This window comes from Niallia endozanthoxylica, from assembly GCF_008710145.1.
Lineage (GTDB): Bacteria > Bacillota > Bacilli > Bacillales > Cytobacillaceae > Bacillus_BD > Bacillus_BD endozanthoxylica.
Map to the genome: position 1 here is coordinate 30,669 of NZ_VYKL01000010.1, position 23,944 is coordinate 54,612.

Sequence of the window (23,944 nt, forward strand, 5' to 3'; positions counted from 1 at the left end):
ATTATTTTCCTAGGAAAGAAAATAACATGAAAACCTATTGACTTTATAATTAACCATTATATAATAAGTTTAATTAATCCGATAAAACTAATGAGATTTATATAGAAAGAATTCATAAAGGGGTGGGTGAGAAAATGTTTCTTCATATACACAACGTTCAAAAGAGTTTTACAAACCGTGGAAAAACTGAGCAGGTATTAAAGGATATTGATTTGCATATTAAGGAAGGAGAGTTTGTTTCCCTCTTAGGCCCATCAGGATGCGGGAAATCGACGTTACTCTCCATTGTAGCTGGCCTGACAAATCCTAGTGAAGGCAGTGTTCTTATCGATAATCAAAGAATAACAAAGCCTGGTAAAGACAGAGGAATGGTATTCCAGCAGGCAGCACTTTTCCCATGGCTGTCAGTTGAAGAAAATGTGATGTTTCCATTGAAAAAAGAAATGAAAAAGAAAGAAGCTCGTGAAATAGCACATAAATATTTAAAGCTTGTTCAATTAAGCCCCTACGCAAAGCACTCACCACATGAATTATCTGGTGGAATGCAGCAAAGGGTTGCAATTGCGAGAGCGTTAGCGATGAACCCACGGGTTCTTTTAATGGATGAACCATTCGGTGCGTTGGACGAACAGACAAGAATGAGGCTTCATGATGAACTGGAAAGCATTTGGTTAGAAACGAAAAAGACAATTTTATTTGTTACCCACAGCATCCAGGAAGCGGTAAAATTATCTGACCGAATCATCGTGATGGGAACTCATCCAGGTACGGTATTAAAGGATATACAAGTTAAAATCGAAAGACCGCGTGAAAAGCATATCCAAGAAATCGCTCAGTATGAACAAACGATTATGGAGCTGCTGAAAACAGAGATTGATAAAGTAGCGGAAGAGGAAATGAAATATGCGTCTAGCTATTAAACGAATTGTATTTTTTGTCGCTTTATTTGGGATATGGGAACTAATTATAAGAGTATTTGATGTTCCAAAGGTCATGATGCCCGCACCGTCCGATGTAGCACTGAGCCTGAAGGAAAGTGTGGCAGATGGCTCATTATTTCAGGATGTAGGAGCAAGCTTTACCCGTTTATTAATTGGGTTGATTATCGCACTAATCATTGGTGTTTTGCTTGGGGTACTTCTTGCCAAATCAAAAACTGCAGATGAAACTTTAGGGGCGTTAATTCTATCGCTTCAAAGTATTCCAAGTATTGTTTGGCTGCCGCTTGCTATTATGTGGTTTGGATTAAATGAAAAATCGGTTATCTTTATCGTAGTATTAGGAGCTGCAATAGTCATGACGATTAATATGAGAACGGGTATTAAGAATGTTGCTCCGCTCTATATTAAAGCAGCACAAACGATGGGATCAGGCGGAATTGATTTATTTATTCGAGTAGTTATTCCTGCTTCCATTCCATATGCAGTAACGGGTCTTCGTCTGGCATGGGCATTTGCTTGGCGTGCATTGATGGCCGGAGAGTTGTTAAGTACAGGTCCTGGACTTGGCTATACGTTAAAATATGCTTCAGACTTTGGACGTATGGATATGGTCATGGCTATCATGGTTGTCATTGGTGTTATTGGTGTAACAGTGGATTTACTCATTTTTCAACGAATTGAAAAGCGTGTCATGATTAAATGGGGTCTAGAACAGGCTGCCTAGATAAAAAGAGAGGAAATGAAATCACATGAAAAAATGGTTGTTAGCTGCATCATTAATCATATCAGCAGGATTTTTAGCTGCTTGCGGCGGTTCTGATGAAAGCTCAAAGGGAGAATCCGGAAAAGAGAAAGTAGTCATCGGTTACTTTCCAAATATTGATCACGTACCTGCAATGGTTGCACGTGAAAAAGGTTATTATGAGAAAGCTCTTGGTGAAAATGTTGAAGTGGAATACAAAACATTCCCTGATGGCGGAACATTCATGACTGCATTAAAATCGGGAGATATTGATGCAGGTTTAGTTGGACCTGCACCTGTTATGAACAACTTCTCAAATGGAGCAGATGTTAAAGTTCTAGCTGGAGCATCATCAGGTGGAACAGTTGTTGTAGCAAGTGAAAAAAGCGGAATCGATAGCTTAGAAGATATTGAAGGTAAAACATTTATTACGCCTGGAATTGGATGCACACATGATGTTCAGTTTGAAACGTACTTAATGGATTTGGGAATGGATAAATTAGCATCAGCACGTATCGGCGGGTCTTTAAAGCATGTAACTGGAAACCCTGCACAATATCAAGGTATGTTTGAATCAGGCCAAGTTGATTTAGCTGCTGTACCTGAACCATGGGCTTCTACTTTAATTGAAGCGGGTGCGAAAGAAATCATTAGTACAGATGAAATTGCTTATGGACAAACACTTCCAAACACCGTATTAGCAGCGAATGGAAAGCTTGTGAAAGAAAATAAAGAAGTGGCAGAAGCACTTGTAAAAGCACAGCAGGAAGCTGTTGATTTTATCAACAACAATAAAGAAGAAGCGCAAACCATTGCGATTCAAGCGATTAAAGATTTAACAAAACAAGAGCTTGATAAAAACCTTGTTGCAAAATCTATGGACCGTATCAATTACACGACTGAAATTAATGAAGAGGTATTAAAACAATTTGCTCAATCATCTTTTGAATTAGAATTCCTTAAAGAAGAGCCTGAGTTAGCAGGTTTAGTTGATACTTCGTTTCTAAATTAATTTATTGACACCACCCTTTTGGAAAATAGGGTGGTGTTTTTTATTTTGTTTACTCAGTATTTTTATATAAAATATATATGTCCTTTTTAATATTTCGACATACACTAGTGGATATTTGACTCATCTAGGCGATATGGTCATGAAGCGGAGCTGAAAGGTGTGTGAAAAGTCCTTTTCACACGGATGAGTCAAATACCTAGCGGAAGAACTATGTTTACTACCCGTACATGATAGAAAAAGAATTCCTATGTCGATATTTAATAAGTTGGATATATATTTTTCAAATTTGTGGCTGTGATTAAGGAAAATCACTTTGTTATATAATAGTAGATAAGGTATCAAGCGTTAATACAAAGATTTACGTTGGTCTATTCAGTTAGAATCTATGTTTATCAAGGCTTCGAAAAATAAAATAAATAGTTTTGTCAAATAAGTGAATGTGAAAGAATGAACAATATATGAAATAAATGGAAGTTTAATTGTAAATGCCTTCACCTAGGAGTATTATAGCCTCGTAAAGTACTTTACTAGAATTTTACATAAGTAGGGAGGATTTAGAATGTCAGTCAAAAAAAGACTCTCCATCATTACTGCTCTAACATTAAGTGCTAGTTTACTAGCTGCATGTGGTACGGATGAAACGAACGCACCTGAAGAGAAAGAAGCAGCAGCATCCCAAACTCAAGAAACGGCAGTTGAAGTACCAACAGTTGTTTATCAAGGATTAGGTACTTCGCAAAATTTTCGTGAAGGACCTGGTAAAGATGCACAGGAAGTGCCTGTTTACAGCTTTAACTATATTACTGCAGATGCCCTTTTTGATGCAGACGGAAGAATTCTTAACCTATATGTGGATGCATTAGAGGTTAGTACACCTAACTATGACGGGGAAACAATGCCACATTTCTCCGGCTGGCCGTCTAAAGAAGGTTATAATATTACAGATCATGCAACAGGCCAGGTTTCAGGTGTATCTGAAAACACGGTGGAATCTGCAAAAGCAGAAATTGATGGCTGGCAGACAAAACGTGACCGCGGTGATTCATATGGCATGAATATGATGATGGATTGGCATAAACAAATGGACTTTTACCAAAACTTCTTTAAAGGTAAAACCATTGCTGAAATTGAAGAATGGAATGCGAAATATACTTCTGATGTAAACGGAAGACCGCTTACTGAGAAGTCCGAAAAGCCTGAGGATATCGAAAAGTACAGCAAGCTGACAGATTCCGAGAAAGCGGAACTTGCTGATGTAACAACAGGAGCAACCTTCAGTCTTACAGATGCGCATGGAAATATTATTGCTGCTATTAAAGATGCATATGAACATCGTGTGGAAGTAGATTTAACAGGTGAAAAAGAAGAAGTAAAGAAGGATAATAAAGGATCAAAAGAAGTCGTTGCAGGTGACCTTAAAGACGGTACTTATACAGTTGAATATGAAAAATTTGACAGCCATGGTTACAAACCAACAATGAAAGTAGTCATTGCAGGCGGAAGAATTACCGCTGTTACGTATGATGAAGTAAAAGAAGATGGTTCTAAGAAATCCGAGGATAAAGAATATGGTTCTCATATGGAAATTAACCCAGTAGACGCATACGCTCAACTAACGGAAAGTGCGATTGCTAAGCAAGGTACAGCTGATGCAGTATCTGGTGCTACCGCTTCAACAGAATCTTATAACGCACTTCTGACTTATTTCTTAGAAGAAATGGGTCCAAATGGAACTGCTTCTGGGAAAGTCAAATAACCATGAACTTATTAGGTAATCGCATAAGCGATTACCTTATTTTTGGGCTTTGTTAATGATAACTTTTTGCTATAGGATTATACTTGAATGTAAATGATCACAGCGGGAGAAATGAAATGAAAGAAAAATTCTATGACAAGTTGCTAAATATCCACACTAATGAAGAACAGAAACGTTTTTATAAGTCTTTTCATTATCATCCATATGAGCCAACCCCTTATAGTGCTTTAGAAACCTTATTTAATCAATATGAGTTAAAAAGCAGCGACAGAATCGTTGATTTTGGCTGTGGCAAAGGCAGGCTGAATTTCTTTATTGAACATAGATTTCAAGCAACAGTTATTGGTATTGAAATGAACACGAGTTTTTTTTGCGAAGCTTTGGAAAATAAGGAAGGTTATTTAACAAAAAGAAAGAACAGCAGGAATCAAATTCATTTTCTTAATTGCTTAGCTGAGGAGTATAAGATTGATTCCAGAGATAATCGATTTTATTTTTTCAACCCGTTCTCAATTCAAATATTTAGGAAAGTGATTAATAATATTTTGCTGTCAGTAGAAAAAGCAAAGCGTGATATTGATTTGATTCTGTATTATCCATCAGAAGATTATATTTATTTTTTAGAAAAGGATACAGCATTTGAATTAAAACAAGAGGTGAAGCTGTCAGATTTATATGAGAATCATCCTTATGAGAGAGTTTTGATTTATGGATTAAGTTAAGATAATAGAAAAAAGGGTGTCGGTCGGGACACCCTTTTTTCTATCCAATAACAGCGATTATTCCTTCTTCATCGTCAAGTACAAGTTCAATGCCCGAATACGGATCTCTGTTTAAGAATTCATCAAGCCATAATCTTAATGCTTCAATGATGTTGATCGTAACAAGAATTTGTTTTCTCCCATTTGCATAGGCCTCTGCCGAGAAACCATAATCATCATCATACATTAATTCGATTTCAACCTCTTCTGGTTTTATCTGTCTTTTTCGAGAAATATAGACGCAGAGGGCATTTACGATATCCTGCTCAGAGATGATTAGCTTCTCCATGGATTAGGATCCTCTTTTTTCTTGTTCTTTTTAATAAGGGAGAAAATCTTACGAATAACCATAATAATCACGACAATAGCCAAAATATTTACAAATAAGCCTAAAATAGAGCCTAACATTCCCATATTTGCGAATAGTCCTCCAAATAATAAACCGGCAAGACCGCCAAGCATCATGCCTTTCATGAAACCGCCGCTCTTTTTAGCAGGTGTTGCAGCTGATTTATTAGTCGTAGTCGTATCATTCTTTTTATTTTGAAAGAAAGAATTGTTGTTGTTTGTGCTATTATTGTTGCTGTTATAACTTTTCTTGCCGGAACTGTACTTTTTTGCCTCAACTGTTATTGTGTGATCTTGGAAAACAACGTTTCCGATTGGCGAAAAGAGTAATGCCGCCGTAAGTACTGCTGTTAAAAGCTTCTTCATTTACTATTGTCCCTCCATGTGTTTGAATGAATTAGATAAAAGTGAAGTAAACTATGATATTTAAATCAGATTTACATCACCCTTATATTGTATAGTATTTACGAGTGAAAATAAAAAAAGATTCACTTTTAAAACAAAAATTATTATTGTTAAAATTTACCGATAAGTAGTGATAGAAAAGGAATTGGGGATAATCCTAATCTAGTTAGTATTCTAAAATAAATGTATAATGATAGTATTATATTAATTATTAGGCTTTGTTTATCAACATTGTTCGCTAACAAAGTTAATTATTAAAAAGTGGTGATGATTCATGACATTTTATATAAATCAGCCTGATGGCGTTTTTCCTTCTGTTTGTTCTTTAGATTGTCCTGATCAATGTGGTCTGCTCATTCATAAAGAGAATGGAAAGATAGTAAAGGTCGAGGGTGATCCTAATCATCCAGTAACAAAAGGAAATATCTGTAATAAAGTAAGAAATATGCCTGCAAGGATTCATGATGAAAATCGTTTAAAATATCCGATGAAGCGGACAGGTGCAAAAGGAGAAGGATTATTTGAAAGAATTAGCTGGGAGGAAGCCATTCAAACCATTACCTCCCGTTGGAAAGAGCTAATCGATTCAGATGGGCCGGAAAGTATTCTTCCATATAGCTTTTATGGGAATATGGGAAATCTTACTGCAGAAGGAATGGATCGCCGTTTCTTTCATCGTTTAGGTGCCACTCGGCTTGATCGAACAATATGTTCGGCAGCAGGCGGTGTTGGTTATCAATATACAATGGGCGGAAGTTACGGTATCGATCCAGAGGATACGATTCATTCGAAATTAATTATCTTCTGGGGTATTAACGCGGTAAGTACGAATATGCATCAGATTGCTTTAGCTCAGCAAGCACGGAAACAAAATGGAGCAAAGATTGTTGTGATTGATGTTCATAAAAATCAAACAGCAAAGTTTGCCGACTGGTTCATTCCGATTATTCCGGGAACAGACAGTGCTCTTGCTTTAGGAATGATGCATATTTTATATAAAGAAAATATGGTAGATAATGCTTTCTTGAAGGAATATACAGTTGGGTATGAAGAGCTTCGTGATCATGTTGTTCAATATGATCCGGAAACCGTTTCGAAGATTACCGGCGTGCCTGTTGATGATATTTATACATTAGCCCGTATGTATGGAGGAACCTCTCCTTCTTATATACGAATTGGAAATGGCCCGCAGCATCATGATAATGGAGGTATGTGTATACGTACGATTTCTTGTCTTCCAGCCTTGACTGGACAATGGCTGGTTAAGGGAGGCGGGGCAATCAAAGGAAATTCTGGCTACTTGGCACATGATGCTCATTATCTGCAGCGTCCGGATTTATTAAAAAATAAAAAGACTAGAAGAGTAAATATGAATAGGATTGGTGAAGCATTGCTTGCACTAGACCCACCTATTAAATCCTTGTATATTTATAGTTCAAACCCTGCTGTTGTGGCACCTGAAGGCAATAAAGTAAGAAAGGGTCTGCTTCATGAGGACCTATTTGTTGTGGTACATGATTTATTTTTAACGGAAACAGCCAAATACGCAGATATTATTTTGCCAGCGACGTCTTCCTATGAAAATACTGATTTCTATACGTCGTATTGGCATCATTATGTGCAAATTCAACAGCCTGTTATTGAGCCGTGTGGTGAGTCGAAATCAAATGTAGATGTCTTTAAGCTCCTTGCAAAAGGCATGGGCTATCATGAATCTGCATTTGAGGAGACAGAAGCGGAGATGATTGCGAAATCTCTGGATTATTCAAGAAACCCATATTTAGAGGGTATTACCTATGAATCATTGGTTGAGAAGCAATATGTAAAAGCGAACATGAAACCATTGTTTCCAGGAAGACTGAAGACACCTAGCGGAAAAATTGAATTATATTCTAAGGTAATGGAGAAGGCCGGTCATCCGCCGCTTCCTACCTATATACCGCTTCAAGATGATGGAGATTTACCATTCTTATTTATTCCTGCGCCAAACCATAGCTTTTTAAATTCAACTTTTTCAAATAATGAAAAACACCGCGGACTTGAAAAGGAACCTCTTCTTCATATGAATGTAGCCGATGCTGTGGAGCGAGATATTCAAGATGGAGAAATCGTAAGGGTTTGGAATCATCGTGGTGAATGCGAGTTGAAGGTTAGTGTAGGTGAGAACGTACTGCCTGGAGTCGCAGCAACTCAAGGACTGTGGCAGCATTTAGATGGAACAAAACAATTGGTAAACACACTGACACCTGACCGCTTGTCAGATATGGGCGGCGGTGCTGTTTTCTTTTCAGGTCGAGTGAACATAGCAAAAAGATAAATACTTTAAACGGACAGTGCTTTATGGTACTGTTCGTTTTTTTGGTATAATCGTTAAAGATTTCTTAAGTAGAAACAATATGGGTGGAGGGTATTAAATGATTAGATTTGGTGTCATCGGAACAAATTGGATAACGGAAGCGTTTATCGAGGCAGCTTTGATGGCAGAGGATTTTGTTTTATCTGCCGTATATTCCCGTACACAAGAAAGGGCAGAGGAATTTGCTCAGAAATTTGGAGTTGAAGCAACGTTTACAGATTTAGAGGAAATGGCTAAAAGTGATAGGATAGATGCCGTATATATTGCCAGTCCGAATTCATTTCATGCGGAGCAGGCAATTCTGTTGATGAAACATGGCAAGCATGTATTATGCGAAAAACCGCTCGCTTCGAATACTGAAGAAGTGCAAGCAATGATTCAAACCGCAAAAGAAAATAATGTTTTATTAATGGAAGCATTAAAAACTACTTTATTGCCTAACTTTAAGGTTATTCAAGAAAACGTACATAAAATTGGTGTTGTTCGCAGATTCACAGCCAGTTACTGTCAATATAGTTCCCGTTATGATTCCTATAAAGCAGGTACGGTACTTAATGCCTTTAATCCGGCTTTTGCAAATGGTTCTATTATGGATATCGGGGTTTATTGTATTTACCCTTTAGTGGTGCTGTTTGGTAAACCGACAAGTATAAAAGCAAATGGCTATATTCTTGAATCAGGGGTAGATGGGGAGGGGAGTATTATCTTATCGTATCCTCAAATGGAAGCAGTGCTGATGTTCTCGAAAATAACGAACTCCTCGATTGCCTCAGAAATCCAGGGTGAAGATGGAAACATCATCGTAGACAAATTGAATCCAATTGAAAAAGTGGAAATACATTATCGTAATGGTGAGGTTGAAAATGTTTCCCAGGAGCAACAACAGCATTCTATGTATTATGAAGTGGAGGAATTTATTAAGCTTATTCAAGCAGGTATATATGAATCAAAGGTTAACTCCTATGTTAATTCTCTAATAACAGCCGAAATCATAGAAGAATCTAGAAAACAAATGGGTGTCGTGTTTCCGTAGATAAAAAAACAGTCACTAACGGACCTTGTTAGTGACTGTAATTATTCCCCAATCTATCTTCCATCCACTACTTCTTTAAGAATTTCATAAGAGCGTTTTTGTTTTTCTTCGTCAAAAATATATGAAATAGCCATAAGCTCATCGATATGATACTGTTCTTGAAAGTTAGCTAACTGCTCTCGGATTGTATCTTTACTGCCCTTTAGAATGGCGCTCGTCATTGATTTAACCATTTCTTTCTCCATTGGGCTTGAGTAGTATTCATTTATATTTTCAACCGGGGGGCTCAGCGGCATAGAAGAGCTTCTGACCACATTTAAGAAGAACAGCTCTAATGATGTGGCTAAATAGTTTGCTTCTTCATTGGTTTCTGCTGCAATCACATTCAAACATACCATCATATACGGTTTATCAAGATATTGGGAAGGCTGGAATTTTTCCTTGTAGATAGAGATGGCGGTCCCCATCTGCTGCGGTGCAAAGTGGGAAGCAAATACATAAGGCAATCCCAACTTAGCAGCTAAATAAGCTGAGTCTGTTGATGAGCCAAGAATATAGATAGGAACACGCGTCCCGACGCCTGGATGGGCTTTTACATAACTTTGTATTTCTTCTGGTCCGAAATAAGTAAGTAATGATTGAACGTCATCAGGGAATGTATAAACAGATTCATGACCTTTGGTTCTTCTTAGTGCGTTGGCAGTCATCATGTCAGTACCGGGTGCCCGGCCTAGTCCCAACTCCACACGATTTGGATAAATGGTTGCCATTGTTCCAAACTGTTCAGCTACTACTAATGGTGCATGATTAGGAAGCATGATTCCCCCTGAACCAACAGGAATTCGTTCTGTATGCTCTAATGTATGTTTGATTAGAATGGAGGTAGCGGAACTTACGAGTGTTGGTGCATTATGATGTTCCGCAATCCAATATCTAGTATAGCCCATTTTTTCAGATGCACGGGCAAGGTCAACCATCGATTCAATGGCTTGTTTAGCATTTTGACCTTTGCGAATAGGTACAAGGTTTAAGACTGAAACAGGGATATTTATATTTGCCAATGGATTCATCCTTTCCTGTTAAATACTATTTAATCATAACAATTATCATGAAAGATACAAAACAAGATGCATAACTTGTCTATATGTCAGTATCTTTTGAAAAAACTGAGAAGCGCGTATATCACCTTTGATTACTATTTTTCTGATATACTAAAGAGCGGTAAGAATATCTAACATAAAACCTATGTATATAGTTATATCTTGCAAATATAAATGGATAGGTGGAAGAAAAAATGGAGAAAAAACCATATAGAGTATTGTTGTATTATATGTATGTACCAATTGAAGACTCTGTAGAGTTTACAAGAGAACATAAAAACCTTTGCCAGGATTTGGGGTTAAAAGGAAGAATTATTATTGCTGCAGAGGGAATCAACGGTACTGTGTCTGGAACAGTGGAGCAAACTGACCAATATATTGAGACGATGAAGAGAGATCCTCGTTTTGCTGATATGATATTTAAAATAGATGATGCAGAAGAACATGCTTTTCCAAAGTTGAAGGTTCGTCATCGAAAGGAACTGGTTACCCTTCGATTAGAGGATGATGTCAATCCAAATGAACTGACGGGTAAACATTTAAGCCCGAAGGAATTTTTCGAGGCGATAAATCATGAAGATACGATACTGCTTGATGCAAGAAATGACTATGAATTTGATTTAGGTCATTTTAGAGGAGCCATCAGACCGGATGTCCAGAATTTCCGTGATCTTCCAGATTGGGTTCGTGAGAATAAAGATTTATTAGAGGATAAAAAAATTGTTACGTATTGTACGGGAGGAATTCGCTGTGAAAAATTCTCTGGTTGGCTATTGAAAGAAGGTTTCGAGGACGTTTCCCAACTGGGCGGAGGAATTGTAACGTATGGAAAGGATCCGGAAGTTCAAGGAGAGCTTTGGGATGGACAGCTTTATGTGTTTGATGAGAGAATCGGTGTCCCGGTTAATCAAAAAGAGCATATTGTTGTCGGACGTGATTATTTCACAGGAGAGCCATGTGAAAGGTACGTTAATTGTGCGAATCCAGAGTGTAATAAAAAAATCCTTTGCTCTGAGGAAAATGAACACAAATATTTGCGCAGCTGTTCATCAGAATGCCGCACACATCCTCGAAATCGATATATTGCCGAACATGGCTTAACAGAAAAAGAAGTTGAGGAAAGCCTGTTAGGAATGGCAGATTAAAGAATAGAGAAAAAAGGAGTGTACTATCTATTCGGGTAGGACACTCCTTTTTTTCTATCGGGATTCATTTTTTAGAGTATTGAAAATGACTAAGTTTAATCATTAGTAATCTGAACAAGACTGGATTATACTAATTAAGTTTACAGAGTAGCAGATAGTTGGAAAGAAGGATCATAGATCATGGGAAAAATGACTAAGTCAAAAGCAGCCATGGCCATAGCTTTTGTTGTGCTTATTTGGGGATTATGCTGGCCAATCTATAAAACCGCACTAGAATATACTCCACCATTTCTGTTTGCGGGCATGCGTACATTATTAGGTGGAATAATGTTGGCAATCGTTCTATTTCCTAAACGGAATCACATTCAATGGAAGAAAACATGGCCGGTTTATATGATTTCTGCTCTGTTTAATATTATTATATTTAATGGAGTTCAAACATATGGTTTACAATATTTGCCTTCCGGCTTATTTTCAGTCATAGTTTATTTACAGCCAGTGCTTGTTGTACTCCTAGCGTGGGTATGGTTGAAGGAATCGTTGTCACCAATAAAGATAGTTGGAATGATTATAGGCTTTCTTGGTGTAGTTGTTGTGAGTCTTGATGGTATATCCGGTAATATTTCTTTTTATGGTATTCTTTTAGCTTTTTTAACTGGTGCTGGATGGGCTGTCGGTGTTGTATATGTAAAAAAAACAAGCAGTCTAGTAGATGGATTATGGCTGGTGGCTCTTCAAAATATAATCGGTGGAATCTTCTTATGCAGTATAGGTCTTAGTACGGAGAATTTGTCAAGTATAATCTGGAATATTCCCTATGTATCTAGTTTAATGTTTGGTGCCATTTTAGGAGTAATTGGAGCAACAGCTGTTTATTTTAAATTAATGAATTCAGGTGAGTCTAGTAAAGTAAGCTCGTTCACTTTTCTTGTCCCGTTGATTTCTGTGGGGATTGGAACGTTATTCCTTGGCGAACCTTTCACGATCACGCTTCTTTTAGGGTTAGTACTCATTTTGCTCAGCCTATTTATGATTAATCGTAAAGGATCTCAAAAAAGACAGAAAAACATTGTTGAAGAACTGGATCATGTGGAAAATTATTAATATAGTATATAGTAATTTTATAGAAAGAAGGTTGACATGTTGATCAGGTTAGATATGAACTCGCCTTTATTAGAAAAACTGATTACATATCGTCGAGAGTTGCACGAGCATCCGGAATTATCAATGAAGGAATATGAAACGACCAAACGAATCCGCAAGTGGCTGGAGGAAGCAGAAATTCCTGTATTGGATTATCAGTTGGAGGTTGGCGTTGTTGCAGAAATTACAGGAAACCAGCCAGGACCGATTATTGCTTTAAGGGCAGATATTGATGCCCTGCCAATTAAAGAGGAAACCTTTTTGCCGTTCGCTTCGAAAAATGAGGGAGTCATGCATGCATGCGGGCATGATTTTCATACGGCTTCCATCATTGGTGCAGCCATTCTTCTTCAGGAACGACGAAACGAGTTAAAAGGGAAGGTGCGAATCATTTTTCAGCCGGCAGAAGAAATTTCACAGGGAGCTGTATTAATTGAAAAAGCTGGTGTACTAGATGGGGTCGAAGCCATTTTCGGGATGCATAATAAACCGGATTTACCAGTAGGGACGATTGGAGTTCGCGAAGGAGCGCTGATGGCGAGTGTTGACCGCTTTGAGATTGAGATAACAGGTGTTGGCGGTCACGCAGGAATTCCAAACAATACGATTGATCCTATTGTCATTACCGGTCAGATCATTTCAGCCTTGCAGACAATTGTTAGTCGTAATCTTAGTTCCTTTCATAATGCCGTCATCAGCATAACGCAGGTACATGCAGGGACTACATGGAATGTGATTCCTGAAAAAGCAGAGCTTGAAGGAACCGTTCGAACCTTTCAAAATGAAGCGCGTCAGATTATTCCAGAATTAATGAAGCGTACAGCGGAAGGAATTGCGAGCGCTTATGGTGCAAGAGCTGATTTTCATTGGTATCCATATATGCCTGTTGTAGATAACTCTCCGATGTTTACTAAGGTTGCATCAGAAACAGCTCGTAAGCTTGGATATGAGGTCGTGGAAGCGGTTCAGAGTCAGGCTGGAGAGGATTTTGCTTTTTATCAAACAAAACTTCCTGGATTTTTTGTCTGGATGGGTGTTGATGGTTCGAAAGAATGGCATCATCCTGCGTTTCATTTAAAAGAAGAGGCTCTCCAGGTAGCAACCGACTATTTTACTAACCTTACTATTAATGTACTGGATCAATGGGAAAAATAGCGAACAGCGTGCTGTTCGTTATTTTTTTTGAGTCAATGTAATCAATAGTCAAAGGTGTATTAGGAGTACAAAAATTTTGATTTTTATGTTTCTTTTTTTGGGGCATAATACTATATTGCAAACATAAAAAAATGATGTTATTATATGTGTAACCGGTTACAGAGGAGGCGAAACGATGGCTACAATACGTGACGTTGCTAAAGAGGCTGGAGTATCTGTAGCGACTGTTTCAAGAGTATTAAATGATAAGGGTTATATACACGAGGATACTAGAAAGCTTGTAAACGAAGCAATCCAAAAATTAAATTACAAACCGAATGAAGTGGCAAGATCTCTCTATAAAAAGAAATCACGATTAATTGGCTTGCTGCTGCCTGATATTCGAAATCCCTTTTTCCCAGAACTGGCTCGGGGAGTGGAGGATGAAATGCAGGAGCAGGGTCTCCATCTAATCATTGGAAATGCTGATGAAAAGCCTGAAAAGGAAGTAGAATACATTCAAACATTTAAACAAAACAATGTGATAGGGATTATTTCGGCTACAAACCATGCTGATACGACTCCTTATGAAAATCTCTCCTTTCCAGTTGTATTTCTTGATCGAACAACAAATAGTCATCCATCTGTTTATGCAGACGGGCTAGATGGGGGAAGGAAAGCCGCTCAGGAAATCATCAAAAGAGGAAGTAAGCGAATTGCTGTTCTTAGAGGCCCCAATTCAGTAAGGACAGCGCAGGATCGATTTAAAGGAGCAATAGAAGAGCTTTGTCATGCAAATATGGACTTTCATGTTATTTCGTCTTCTTTTAGTTTTTCTGATGCTGAAAAAGTAGCTGAAACGTTATTTGAGAAATACCCTGATATAGATGGAGTAATTGCAAGCAATGATCTTAGTGCAGCAGCCATCTTACATGAGGCTCTAAGGGTTGGAAAATCGATTCCAGATGACCTGCAAATTATTGGCTATGATGATATACCGCTTAGCAAACTGCTTTTTCCGCCGTTGTCTACTATAAGACAGCCTGCCTATGATATGGGAAGAGAAGCAGCTAAGCTACTAATAAAAACTATAAAAAATGAACCATTACCAGAAAAAAATATTAAACTGCCTGTTACATTTATTGAGAGACAAACAACAAGAAAGGTTGAGAAAAATGATTAAAATGACCGTTATTGGAAGTTCTTCTATGGATTTAGTTGTGACTGCTCTAAAGCGACCAAATAAGGGCGAAACGATTCTCGGTGACAGCTTTAAAACGGTCCCTGGCGGCAAAGGGGCCAATCAGGCTGTCGCTGCCGCTAGGCTTGGAGCAGAAGTGTATATGGTTGGCTGTGTTGGAGGCGACACGTTTGGTGAGGAAATATTAAACAATTTTACATCAAATGGGGTAATTACGACATATGTGGAACCGGTTACACATTTAGAAACTGGGACAGCTCATATCACTCTTGCAGAAGGAGATAACAGCATTATTGTAGTAAAGGGTGCAAATGATTATGTCACTCCAGCTTATATTGATAAGGCGCTTGATGTGATAGTGAAATCAGATATCGTTCTAATCCAGCAGGAAATCCCTGAGGAAACGATCGAATACACAGCAAAAATATGTTTTGAGAACAGCGTTCCATTGTTATTAAATCCAGCGCCGGCAAGACCTATTAGTAAGACAGTGATTGATATGGCTGCTTATATTACACCAAATGAATGGGAGGCTTCGGTTCTTTTTGAGAATAAAGACATTCATACAGCGTTAAAAGAATATCCAAATAAATTACTTATTACAGAAGGTAAAAATGGAGTCCGTTATAATGATGGCGACAATGAAGTGCTTGTCCCAGCTTTTCCAGTAGAGGCGGTTGATACAACCGGTGCAGGTGATACGTTTAATGCAGCATTTGCCGTTGCCATTGCCGAAGGAAAAACCATAAAAGATAGCATTCTTTTTGCAAACCGGGCTGCCTCGTTATCTGTAACTAAATTTGGAGCACAAGGTGGTATGCCAACGAGAAAAGAAGTAGAGGAGAATTTATAAAAATGAAACGCTATGGAATATTAAACAGTCATATTTCGAAAGTTTTAGCTGATCTTGGCCATACGGATACAATCGTTATAGCAGACGCCGGTTTGCCGATTCCAGATGGTGTAAAAAAGATTGATTTAGCTGTTAAAGCGGGGAATCCTTCATTTAAAGAGATAGTGAATGCTGTTGCAGAGGATATGGTGATAGAAAAAGTAATGATTGCTTCTGAAATAGAAGAAGGAAATCCTAATCATGCACAATATATCAAAGAAAAATTTAAGGACCAGAAAATAGAACAAGTTTCTCATGAGGATTTTAAACAGTTAACGAAGCAAGCGAAAGCTGTTATTCGGACGGGCGAAATCACTCCATATGCAAATTGTATTTTACAATCGGGAGTATTTTTCTAATAAAGAGGTGATCAAACATGCAAATTACAATGCAAAACATCTATAAAGCCTTTGGAACCAATCAAGTATTAACAGGTGTTGATTTTGAATTACTTGAGGGGGAAGTACATGCTCTTATGGGGGAGAATGGAGCAGGAAAATCAACCATGATGAACGTGCTTACCGGGCTACATGCTCGTGACAAAGGAATTATCACCATTGATGGCAAAGAAACCTATTTTAAGAGTCCAAAAGAAGCAGAGAAAAACGGAATCACTTTTATTCATCAGGAATTAAATATTTGGAGAGATATGACGGTTCTAGAAAACTTATTTATTGGAAAGGAATTAAAGAATTCATTTGGCCTTTTAAAAATAAATGAAATGAAAGCGCTAGCAGCAAAGCAATTTGAAAAATTAGCTGTTTCAATTCCGTTAGATAAAGAGGCGGGAAGCTGTTCTGTTGGGGAGCAGCAAATGATTGAAATTGCTAAAGCTTTAATGACGAATGCCAAAGTGATTATTATGGATGAGCCAACTGCTGCTTTAACGGAAAGGGAGATTAGTAAACTTTTTGATGTCATTTCTTCATTAAAGAAATCCGGAGTATCCATTGTATATATTTCTCACCGAATGGAAGAGATTTTTGCCATTTGTGACCGGATTACAGTCATGCGTGATGGGAAAACAGTTGATACAAAGCCAATTCCTGAAACAAACTTTGATGAAGTTGTGAGGAAAATGGTGGGCAGGGAATTAACTGAACGCTTTCCCAAACGTACTCCTGTACTGGGTGAAATGGTTCTAGAAGTCAAAGATTTAACGAAAAAAGGAGTTTTTGAGAATGTAAGCTTTTCTGTTCGTGAGGGAGAAATCGTCGGAGTTTCGGGTTTGATGGGTGCGGGAAGAACTGAGATCATGAGGGCCATTTTTGGACTTGATCCAATCGACAGCGGTGAAGTGTGGCTGAAAGGGGAAAAGGTAAAGATTTCGACTCCTGACCAGGCTGTAAAGTTAGGAATTGGATTCATTACGGAAGACCGTAAAAATGAGGGATTAATCCTAGATTTCTCGATAAGTGATAATATGATCCTGCCAACCCTTTCTAGTTTCGCTCCAAAAGGGATTATCAATGAAAAAAGTACAGTAGACTTTGTTGAGATGTTAATCAAACGGTTAACAGTTAAAACGGAATCCGCGGATATTGCAGTCGGTAAACTGTCTGGTGGAAATCAGCAGAAAGTAGTCATTGCTAAATGGGTTGGAATCGGGCCGAAATTACTTATTCTAGATGAACCGACAAGAGGAGTAGATGTTGGGGCAAAGAGAGAAATCTACCAGCTTATGAACGAATTGACTGAGCGGGGTGTAGCCATCATCATGGTATCTTCTGAATTACCTGAGGTGCTTGGAATGAGTGATCGAATTCTCGTTGTTCATGAGGGAAAAGTAAAGGGAGAATTATTGAAAGAAGAAGCGACCCAAGAAAAAATTATGACATTGGCAACAGGAGGTCAGTAAAATGAATTCCATTCAAGAAACTGCAAAGCCAGGTAAGATGAATATGATGAATGCCATCACCCAAAAGTTGGGACCATTACTTGGTCTAATCATATTAGTTGTAATTGTGTCAATATTAAATCCAAGTTTTCTAGAACCTTTAAATATATTAAATCTGCTAAGGCAGGTTGCGATTAATGCACTCATTGCTTTTGGTATGACATTTGTTATTTTAACCGGAGGAATTGACTTATCTGTCGGGGCGATTCTTGCTTTATCAAGTGCATTGACAGCAGGGATGATTGTTTCTGGTTTAGACCCAATTTTTGCGATGATTATTGGATGTATTCTTGGCGGATTGATGGGAATGGTAAACGGATTATTCATTACAAAGGGAAAAATGGCACCGTTTATTGCTACACTTGCAACCATGACGATATTTAGAGGTTTGACACTTGTTTATACAGAAGGAAACCCAATTACCGGTCTTGGCGATAATTATTTGTTCCAGTTATTTGGCCGTGGATATTTCTTAGGAATACCTGTACCAGCTATCACAATGATCATTACTTTTATTGTATTATTCATTATTCTTCATAAAACGCCATTTGGCCGTCAAACCTATGCGATTGGTGGAAATGAGAAAGCGGCCTTAATTTCAGGGATTAAAGTTCCAAAAGTGAAAGTTATGATTTATAGTCTTTCTGGTATGCTTGCAGCGCTCGCAGGGGCCATTTTAACCTCTCGCTTAAATTCAGCACAGCCTACAGCAGGTACTTCTTATGAGCTTGATGCCATTGCTGCTGTTGTGTTAGGGGGGACAAGCTTATCAGGTGGTAAAGGAAGAATTTTCGGGACATTAATTGGTGCCTTAATTATAGGTACCTTAAATAACGGACTGAATCTTCTTGGAGTATCATCTTTTTATCAAATGGTCGTTAAGGGGATTGTGATTTTAATCGCCGTATTACTTGACCGTAAAAAGTAGCATAAGGAGAGATTATGATGAAAAAATTACTGGCTTTATGTCTATCACTTACACTTTTGCTCCTAAGTGCTTGTTCCATGCAGCCGCCAGGGTGGGCAAAACCCGATAAAAAAGAAAGTCTAGACGATATAAAACTTGGTTTGTCTGTTTCAACCTTAAATAACCCTTTTTTCGTTTCATTAAAGGATGGGGTTTTGAAAGAAGTAGAAGCATTAGGAATGGAAGTCATTGTTGTGGATGCTCAAAATGACTCAGCAAAACAAGTGAATGATGTGGAGGATTTAATTCAACAAGGTGTAGATGCACTGCTAATTAATCCAACTGATTCCGCAGCTATTTCAACGGCTGTTCAATCTGCTAATAATATTGGCATACCGGTCGTTACATTAGACCGTTCAGCAGATAAAGGAAAAGTGGAAGCCTTAGTAGCTTCAGATAATATTAAAGGCGGAGAAATGGCAGCCCATTATATTATCGAAAAGCTTGGCGAACAAGCTGAAGTGGCTGAATTAGAAGGCGTACCAGGGGCATCTGCTACACGTGAAAGAGGGCAAGGATTTCATAACATTGCAGATCAAAAGTTGACTATTTCTGCTAAACAAGCAGCAGATTTTGATCGTACAAAAGGATTAACGGTAATGGAAAATTTACTGCAGGCAAATCCTAATATTAAAGCTGTTTTCGCTCATAATGATGAAATGGCATTGGGTGCAATTGAGGCAATCAATAGCTCAGGCAAGGAGATTATGGTCATTGGATTTGACGGAAATGATGACGCGCTTAATGCGATTCATGCAGGGGAAATGGAGGCAACAGTTGCCCAACAGCCTGATTTAATTGGTAAACTTGCCGTGGATGCTGCAAAAGACGTATTGCAAGGAAAAAAGGTTGAGAAAAATATAGCAGCACCGCTAAAATTAGTCACAAAAGAAAAATAAGTTCTCATAAAATAGCTGGTCTGACCCTAAGGAAAAAAATTCCGGGGTCAGATTTTTTTGTCTTGTGTACTAGGTTCACTGGCTTTAGAGACTGTCTAGCAAATTTTCATTTTCAGGCTCTTGGTTAAAGGTCAGCACTTCTTCAACAGGTTGATAGGATTCTCCATAAAAATGCTGATCTTTGTATGTGTGAATCATATTGTAGGTTTTTTTCATTGCATCATATATCATATCTTCAGACTCGTTGTTAGGTGCCCAATAGAGGATTTCCATTGAATTCATTTCTTTTGTAGCTAACGACCTTCGTGTATATCCAATAGATTGGGCATGCTCAAAGCCTTCACGTTTATAAAAACGCAGCCTTTTTTCGGTATCACTATCTTCGTAGTTTATAGGTTCAACTTCAAGGATAATTGGTTTTCTCTTTTGCTTTAATTTTTCTAATAGCTTATGACCAAGTCTTTGACCGCGGGCCTTATTTGAAACTAATAAATAATCAATAAAGATAAAGTTGTCTAATTCTACATACATCATAATATGGTTTGGACCCTCATCTTTATGATAGATATCCGAACGTTCCTTCAGTAAGGTTTCCATATGTTCTTTAGATTTCATTTCAACAATGGGGAAGTATTGATTTAATTTTTCGTACCAATCCATATCGCTCGTCTCCTTAAGATTTTTCCTATGTGTATTTGTTCATAGTAGGGCCTTCTTCGGCTAACCCCTTAAGGTCTACAATTTGCGAATGATCCATTTCATCGAGGGGAAATACTGTTGCCGTTTGATTATTGGAATGGACTTCTTTAATATATACAGGTATTCCTCTGAAGCTTACATTGACCATTTCGGTTGAACTGATAATTTCCATTGCACGTTGAATATCCATATCGTACTCTCCTTAAAAGTATTCAATGTATTTTTTGCATTGTGCAAAACAAATATACTAGTATCTTCCTTATAATCATGTCGTTGCAATTTTGTCAGGCCATTTTTCATTTAATGCCGAAATAAAAGCTTTTACATTTGTTTTATCCTCCATGATAGGTGAGGAAACATATGACAAGGTTCTAGAAAAGGAATGATTTTGCAATGGAATAATGGAAAGACTTCGATGCTCTAGGTCCCTTTGAATGACACTTCGGGATAGAAGGGAGATTCCCATGCCATGAATCAGCATTTCTTTAATTCCTTGATTGCTGCTAATGGAAAGCAGTGATTTTACCTTCAATCCATTAGATCGAATGACATGGTTAAAATATTCACGTGTCCCTGATCCGACTTCTCTTACTACCCATTCTTGATTCTGTAATTCAGCCATTGTTACATTCTTTTTGCGAGTGAGTTCATGATGGTTTGAGGCAACAATAAATAACTCATCCTGCAAAAACGGATGGACAGTGAGCTCCTTTTCATTTGTATGGCCTTCAATTAACCCTATATCCACTTGGAATAAACGAACAGATTGGACAATTTCTTCTGTATTTCCGATTGTAACCTGAAGTTCAAGCTCTGGGTATTTTTTTTGCATGTCATATAATAAAGCGGGCAAAATGTATTCCCCTATCGTAAAACTGGCTCCAATCTTTAATTCTCCTTTTATCGAGTTCTGATGTTCAAGTATATCCTGCTTTGTCTGCTCGTAAATGGTAATCATTTGCTTTGCCCGGTCGTACAGAATCTCGCCCGTAGGGGTGATTTTTAGAATTTTAGGTGAACGAAGAAATAATTTGGTCTGAAACTCTTTTTCTAGATTTTTAATATGTAAACTGACACTCGGCTGTGACATGAGAAGGATTTCGGCTGTTTTAGTAAAATTTTTCACTTCTGCAAGGGTGACAAAAGTTTTTAATTCCTCATAGTGCAAAAGGATACCACCTTTATTATTAGTATTATTAATAGTTGCAATAATTAATATTTATTTTACTAATTCTCATTCCTTTGGTAAAGTTTCATATAGTATAAGATAATAAAGAACAATCTATATTAGTTAGTGAAAATTTATAAATTCTTTCTATGTTGTTAAAAACCTACTTGATTTATAGGAATAATCAATATAAGATGGATATAAGAAAAATATATAATTTATAGGAATTAATCGTTAATTATAATAATTAGGTTTTGTTTACTAACATTGTTGATTTTTGACTCATCTCAAGCTGTATGGTTATGAAGTGACAGGAGAAAATAAAGTTTCTCCTGTCACTTCATAACTATACAGAAACCTTTCAGCACAGCTGAAAGGCGTGAGAAATGTCCATTTCTCACGGATGAGTCAAAAATCTGACTTATCAACATTGTTTGTTAACATAGTCAATCAATAAAAAAGATGTGCGATTAGTTTAATTATTTTGTGAGGTGGATTTCGTTGCAACTTCAGGTATTGAACAGTCCGTTTAATCAGGAGCAGGCAGAGCTTCTTAACCGTTTGCTGCCGAGTTTGACAGAGTCACAAAAAGTATGGTTGAGCGGTTTTCTAGCTGCATCCCAGGTGCAAGCACATTCTGGGTCACAGGCTGCTGCTGCTTTAGAAACATTAGAAGTTCCAGTGTCAGTAAATAATGTGAAAACAATTACAAAAGAAGTAACTATCCTTTTTGGTTCTCAATCAGGAAATGCGAAGGGATTAGCTGATAAAGCGAAGAAAACCCTTGAAGGACAGGACTTTAAAGTCACGCTTTCATCCATGAGCGATTTTAAACCAAATAATTTAAAAAAGGTTGACAACCTGCTGATTATTGTGAGTACACATGGTGAAGGAGAGCCGCCTGACAATGCGATATCTTTCCATGAGTTTCTTCATGGGAAACGTGCTCCAAAGCTTGAAGGACTCCAATATTCTGTATTAGCACTTGGTGACAGTTCTTATGAGTTCTTCTGTGAAACGGGTAAGCAGTTTGATCAGCGCTTGGAAGAGCTTGGCGGGACAAGGCTTTATCCGCGCTTTGACTGCGATGTTGATTATGATGAGCCTGCAGCAGAGTGGCTAGAAGGCGTTCTGAACAGCTTAAATGAAGCACAAGGTGGAAATACTTCTCATCAAGTGTCCGCTGAAGGAACTCAAAGCTTGGAATCACAGTATTCAAGAACAAATCCTTTCAAAGCGGAAGTACTTGAAAATCTTAATTTGAACGGACGAGGTTCTAATAAAGAAACACGTCACCTTGAATTATCTTTAGAAGGTTCAGGGCTTACATTTGAGCCTGGGGATACATTAGGTATTTATCCTGAAAATGACCCAGGGCTTGTTGACTTACTTCTAGAAGAGCTAAAGTGGAATCCGGAAGAAAAAGTAAACATAAATAAACAAGGTGAAATTCGTTCTCTAAAAGATGCACTTATTTCTTATTTTGAATTGACTGTTTTAACAAAGCCGCTGCTTGAAAAAGCATTAGAGCTTTCAAATAATGAAAAATTACGTGAGCTTCTGGCTTCCGGTGATGTGAAAGAATACCTGAACGGCCGCGATTTGCTTGATTTAGTCCGTGATTTTGGTCCATGGAATGTTTCAGCACAAGACTTTGTTTCAATTTTAAGAAAACTTCCTGCGCGTTTATATTCCATTGCGAGCAGTTATGCAGCAAATCCAGAAGAAGTTCATTTAACAATTGGTGCTGTTCGTTATGAAGCGCATGGTCGTGATCGTAAAGGTGTTTGTTCTATCCTATGTGCGGAACGTTTAGAACCAGGCGACACACTTCCTATTTATATTCAAAAGAATGATAACTTTAAGCTTCCAAATAATCCGGATACACCTATTATTATGGTTGGACCTGGTACGGGTGTTGCACCTTTCCGCTCATTTATGCAGGAGCGTGAAGAAATCGGTGCGGAAGGAAAATCATGGATGTTCTTTGGTGATCAACATTTTGTGACAGATTTCCTTTACCAGACAGAATGGCAAAAATGGCTAAAAGATGGCGTGTTAACAAAAATGGATGTTGCCTTTTCACGTGATATGGATGAAAAGGTTTATGTACAGCACCGTATGCTTGAACACAGTAAAGAATTATTCGAATGGCTTGAAGAAGGGGCTAATGTGTATATTTGCGGTGATGAGAAAAACATGGCAAAAGACGTCCATAATACACTGATTGAAATAATTGAAAAAGAAGGCGGCATGAGCCGTGAAAAGGCGGAAGCTTATCTTGCCAGCATGCAGCAGCAAAAACGCTACCAGCGAGATGTATATTGATTTTGGATTGAAAGGAG

At 37.9% G+C, this 23,944-nt stretch carries 23 protein-coding genes; 17 read left to right on the forward strand and 6 right to left on the reverse strand.

The annotated features are described in order from the left end of the window. Positions 1-134: 134 nt before the first annotated feature. From F4V44_RS03625 to F4V44_RS03645, 5 genes are all read left to right on the forward strand, one after another. Positions 135-920, forward strand: a complete 786-nt coding sequence (locus tag F4V44_RS03625; RefSeq protein WP_150438630.1) for an ABC transporter ATP-binding protein — start codon at positions 135-137, stop codon at positions 918-920. Beyond that, positions 904-1,665, forward strand: a complete 762-nt coding sequence (locus tag F4V44_RS03630; RefSeq protein ID WP_150438631.1) for an ABC transporter permease — start codon at positions 904-906, stop codon at positions 1,663-1,665. Before F4V44_RS03625 ends, F4V44_RS03630 begins: the two co-directional genes overlap by 17 nt. Before the next feature lie 25 nt (positions 1,666-1,690). Beyond that, positions 1,691-2,695, forward strand: coding sequence for an ABC transporter substrate-binding protein (locus tag F4V44_RS03635; RefSeq protein WP_150438632.1), 1,005 nt, complete (start codon positions 1,691-1,693; stop codon positions 2,693-2,695). Positions 2,696-3,254: 559 nt separating this feature from the next. After that, positions 3,255-4,451, forward strand: a complete 1,197-nt coding sequence (locus tag F4V44_RS03640) for a hypothetical protein (RefSeq protein ID WP_191090546.1) — start codon at positions 3,255-3,257, stop codon at positions 4,449-4,451. Between the two features lie 116 nt (positions 4,452-4,567). After that, positions 4,568-5,173, forward strand: a complete 606-nt coding sequence (locus tag F4V44_RS03645; protein ID WP_150438633.1) for a methyltransferase — start codon at positions 4,568-4,570, stop codon at positions 5,171-5,173. A 40-nt stretch (positions 5,174-5,213) separates the two neighbouring features. On the opposite strand, the gene F4V44_RS03650 is transcribed toward F4V44_RS03645, so the two are convergent. Next, positions 5,214-5,501, reverse strand: coding sequence for a YxcD family protein (locus tag F4V44_RS03650; RefSeq protein WP_150438634.1), 288 nt, complete (start codon positions 5,499-5,501; stop codon positions 5,214-5,216). Beyond that, the gene (locus F4V44_RS03655; RefSeq protein ID WP_150438635.1) at positions 5,489-5,926 is read right to left on the reverse strand and encodes a hypothetical protein; all 438 of its coding nucleotides are present in this window, start codon (positions 5,924-5,926) and stop codon (positions 5,489-5,491) included. The genes F4V44_RS03650 and F4V44_RS03655 overlap by 13 nt, the downstream gene beginning before the upstream one ends. 313 nt (positions 5,927-6,239) lie before the next feature. Here F4V44_RS03655 and F4V44_RS03660 point away from each other — a divergent pair, with 313 nt between their 5' ends. Together F4V44_RS03660 and F4V44_RS03665 are read left to right on the forward strand one after the other, a co-directional pair. Then, complete coding sequence (locus F4V44_RS03660; protein WP_150438636.1) at positions 6,240-8,282, forward strand: molybdopterin-containing oxidoreductase family protein; 2,043 nt, start codon at positions 6,240-6,242, stop codon at positions 8,280-8,282. A gap of 97 nt (positions 8,283-8,379) precedes the next feature. After that, entirely contained in the window at positions 8,380-9,354 is a 975-nt protein-coding gene (locus F4V44_RS03665; protein WP_150438637.1) for a Gfo/Idh/MocA family protein, read from the forward strand. A gap of 53 nt (positions 9,355-9,407) precedes the next feature. Here F4V44_RS03665 and F4V44_RS03670 read toward each other — a convergent pair whose 3' ends face one another. Continuing rightward, entirely contained in the window at positions 9,408-10,415 is a 1,008-nt protein-coding gene (locus F4V44_RS03670) for an LLM class flavin-dependent oxidoreductase (protein ID WP_150438638.1), read from the reverse strand. Between the two features lie 233 nt (positions 10,416-10,648). On the opposite strand from F4V44_RS03670, the gene trhO reads away from it, so the two are divergent. The 9 genes from trhO (at position 10,649) to rbsB (ending at position 19,732) form a co-directional block, all read left to right on the forward strand. Further along, the gene (trhO, locus tag F4V44_RS03675; RefSeq protein WP_150438639.1) at positions 10,649-11,599 is read left to right on the forward strand and encodes an oxygen-dependent tRNA uridine(34) hydroxylase TrhO; all 951 of its coding nucleotides are present in this window, start codon (positions 10,649-10,651) and stop codon (positions 11,597-11,599) included. Between the two features lie 180 nt (positions 11,600-11,779). Continuing rightward, positions 11,780-12,703 carry a DMT family transporter gene (locus F4V44_RS03680; protein ID WP_150438640.1) on the forward strand — a complete coding sequence of 308 codons (924 nt, stop codon included), beginning with the start codon at positions 11,780-11,782 and terminating at the stop codon, positions 12,701-12,703. A gap of 36 nt (positions 12,704-12,739) precedes the next feature. Further along, complete coding sequence (locus F4V44_RS03685) at positions 12,740-13,897, forward strand: M20 peptidase aminoacylase family protein (RefSeq protein WP_317978300.1); 1,158 nt, start codon at positions 12,740-12,742, stop codon at positions 13,895-13,897. A 175-nt stretch (positions 13,898-14,072) separates the two neighbouring features. Further along, positions 14,073-15,059, forward strand: a complete 987-nt coding sequence (locus F4V44_RS03690) for a LacI family DNA-binding transcriptional regulator (RefSeq protein WP_150438641.1) — start codon at positions 14,073-14,075, stop codon at positions 15,057-15,059. Continuing rightward, entirely contained in the window at positions 15,052-15,930 is an 879-nt protein-coding gene (gene rbsK, locus F4V44_RS03695) for a ribokinase (RefSeq protein WP_150438642.1), read from the forward strand. Before F4V44_RS03690 ends, rbsK begins: the two co-directional genes overlap by 8 nt. A gap of 2 nt (positions 15,931-15,932) precedes the next feature. Continuing rightward, a complete protein-coding gene (gene rbsD, locus F4V44_RS03700; protein ID WP_150438643.1) occupies positions 15,933-16,328 on the forward strand; it encodes a D-ribose pyranase in 396 nt (131 codons plus the stop codon). Positions 16,329-16,345: 17 nt separating this feature from the next. Beyond that, positions 16,346-17,827, forward strand: coding sequence for a sugar ABC transporter ATP-binding protein (locus tag F4V44_RS03705; protein WP_150438644.1), 1,482 nt, complete (start codon positions 16,346-16,348; stop codon positions 17,825-17,827). Between the two features lie 37 nt (positions 17,828-17,864). Continuing rightward, positions 17,865-18,794, forward strand: coding sequence for a ribose ABC transporter permease RbsC (rbsC, locus tag F4V44_RS03710; RefSeq protein WP_396897474.1), 930 nt, complete (start codon positions 17,865-17,867; stop codon positions 18,792-18,794). A gap of 17 nt (positions 18,795-18,811) precedes the next feature. After that, positions 18,812-19,732 carry a ribose ABC transporter substrate-binding protein RbsB gene (rbsB, locus tag F4V44_RS03715; protein ID WP_150438884.1) on the forward strand — a complete coding sequence of 307 codons (921 nt, stop codon included), beginning with the start codon at positions 18,812-18,814 and terminating at the stop codon, positions 19,730-19,732. Between the two features lie 84 nt (positions 19,733-19,816). Here rbsB and F4V44_RS03720 read toward each other — a convergent pair whose 3' ends face one another. The 3 genes from F4V44_RS03720 to F4V44_RS03730 all read right to left on the reverse strand — a co-directional run bounded on the left by F4V44_RS03720 (position 19,817) and on the right by F4V44_RS03730 (position 21,599). After that, positions 19,817-20,392 (reverse strand): GNAT family N-acetyltransferase, encoded by a 576-nt coding sequence (locus F4V44_RS03720; protein WP_150438646.1) that lies wholly within the window; start codon positions 20,390-20,392, stop codon positions 19,817-19,819. 25 nt (positions 20,393-20,417) lie between these two features. Further along, positions 20,418-20,621, reverse strand: a complete 204-nt coding sequence (locus F4V44_RS03725) for an H-type small acid-soluble spore protein (RefSeq protein ID WP_150438647.1) — start codon at positions 20,619-20,621, stop codon at positions 20,418-20,420. Positions 20,622-20,696: 75 nt separating this feature from the next. After that, entirely contained in the window at positions 20,697-21,599 is a 903-nt protein-coding gene (locus F4V44_RS03730) for a LysR family transcriptional regulator (RefSeq protein WP_150438648.1), read from the reverse strand. A gap of 501 nt (positions 21,600-22,100) precedes the next feature. Here F4V44_RS03730 and F4V44_RS03735 point away from each other — a divergent pair. Next, positions 22,101-23,927 (forward strand): assimilatory sulfite reductase (NADPH) flavoprotein subunit, encoded by a 1,827-nt coding sequence (locus F4V44_RS03735; RefSeq protein WP_150438649.1) that lies wholly within the window; start codon positions 22,101-22,103, stop codon positions 23,925-23,927. The last annotated feature ends 17 nt before the right edge of the window (positions 23,928-23,944 follow it).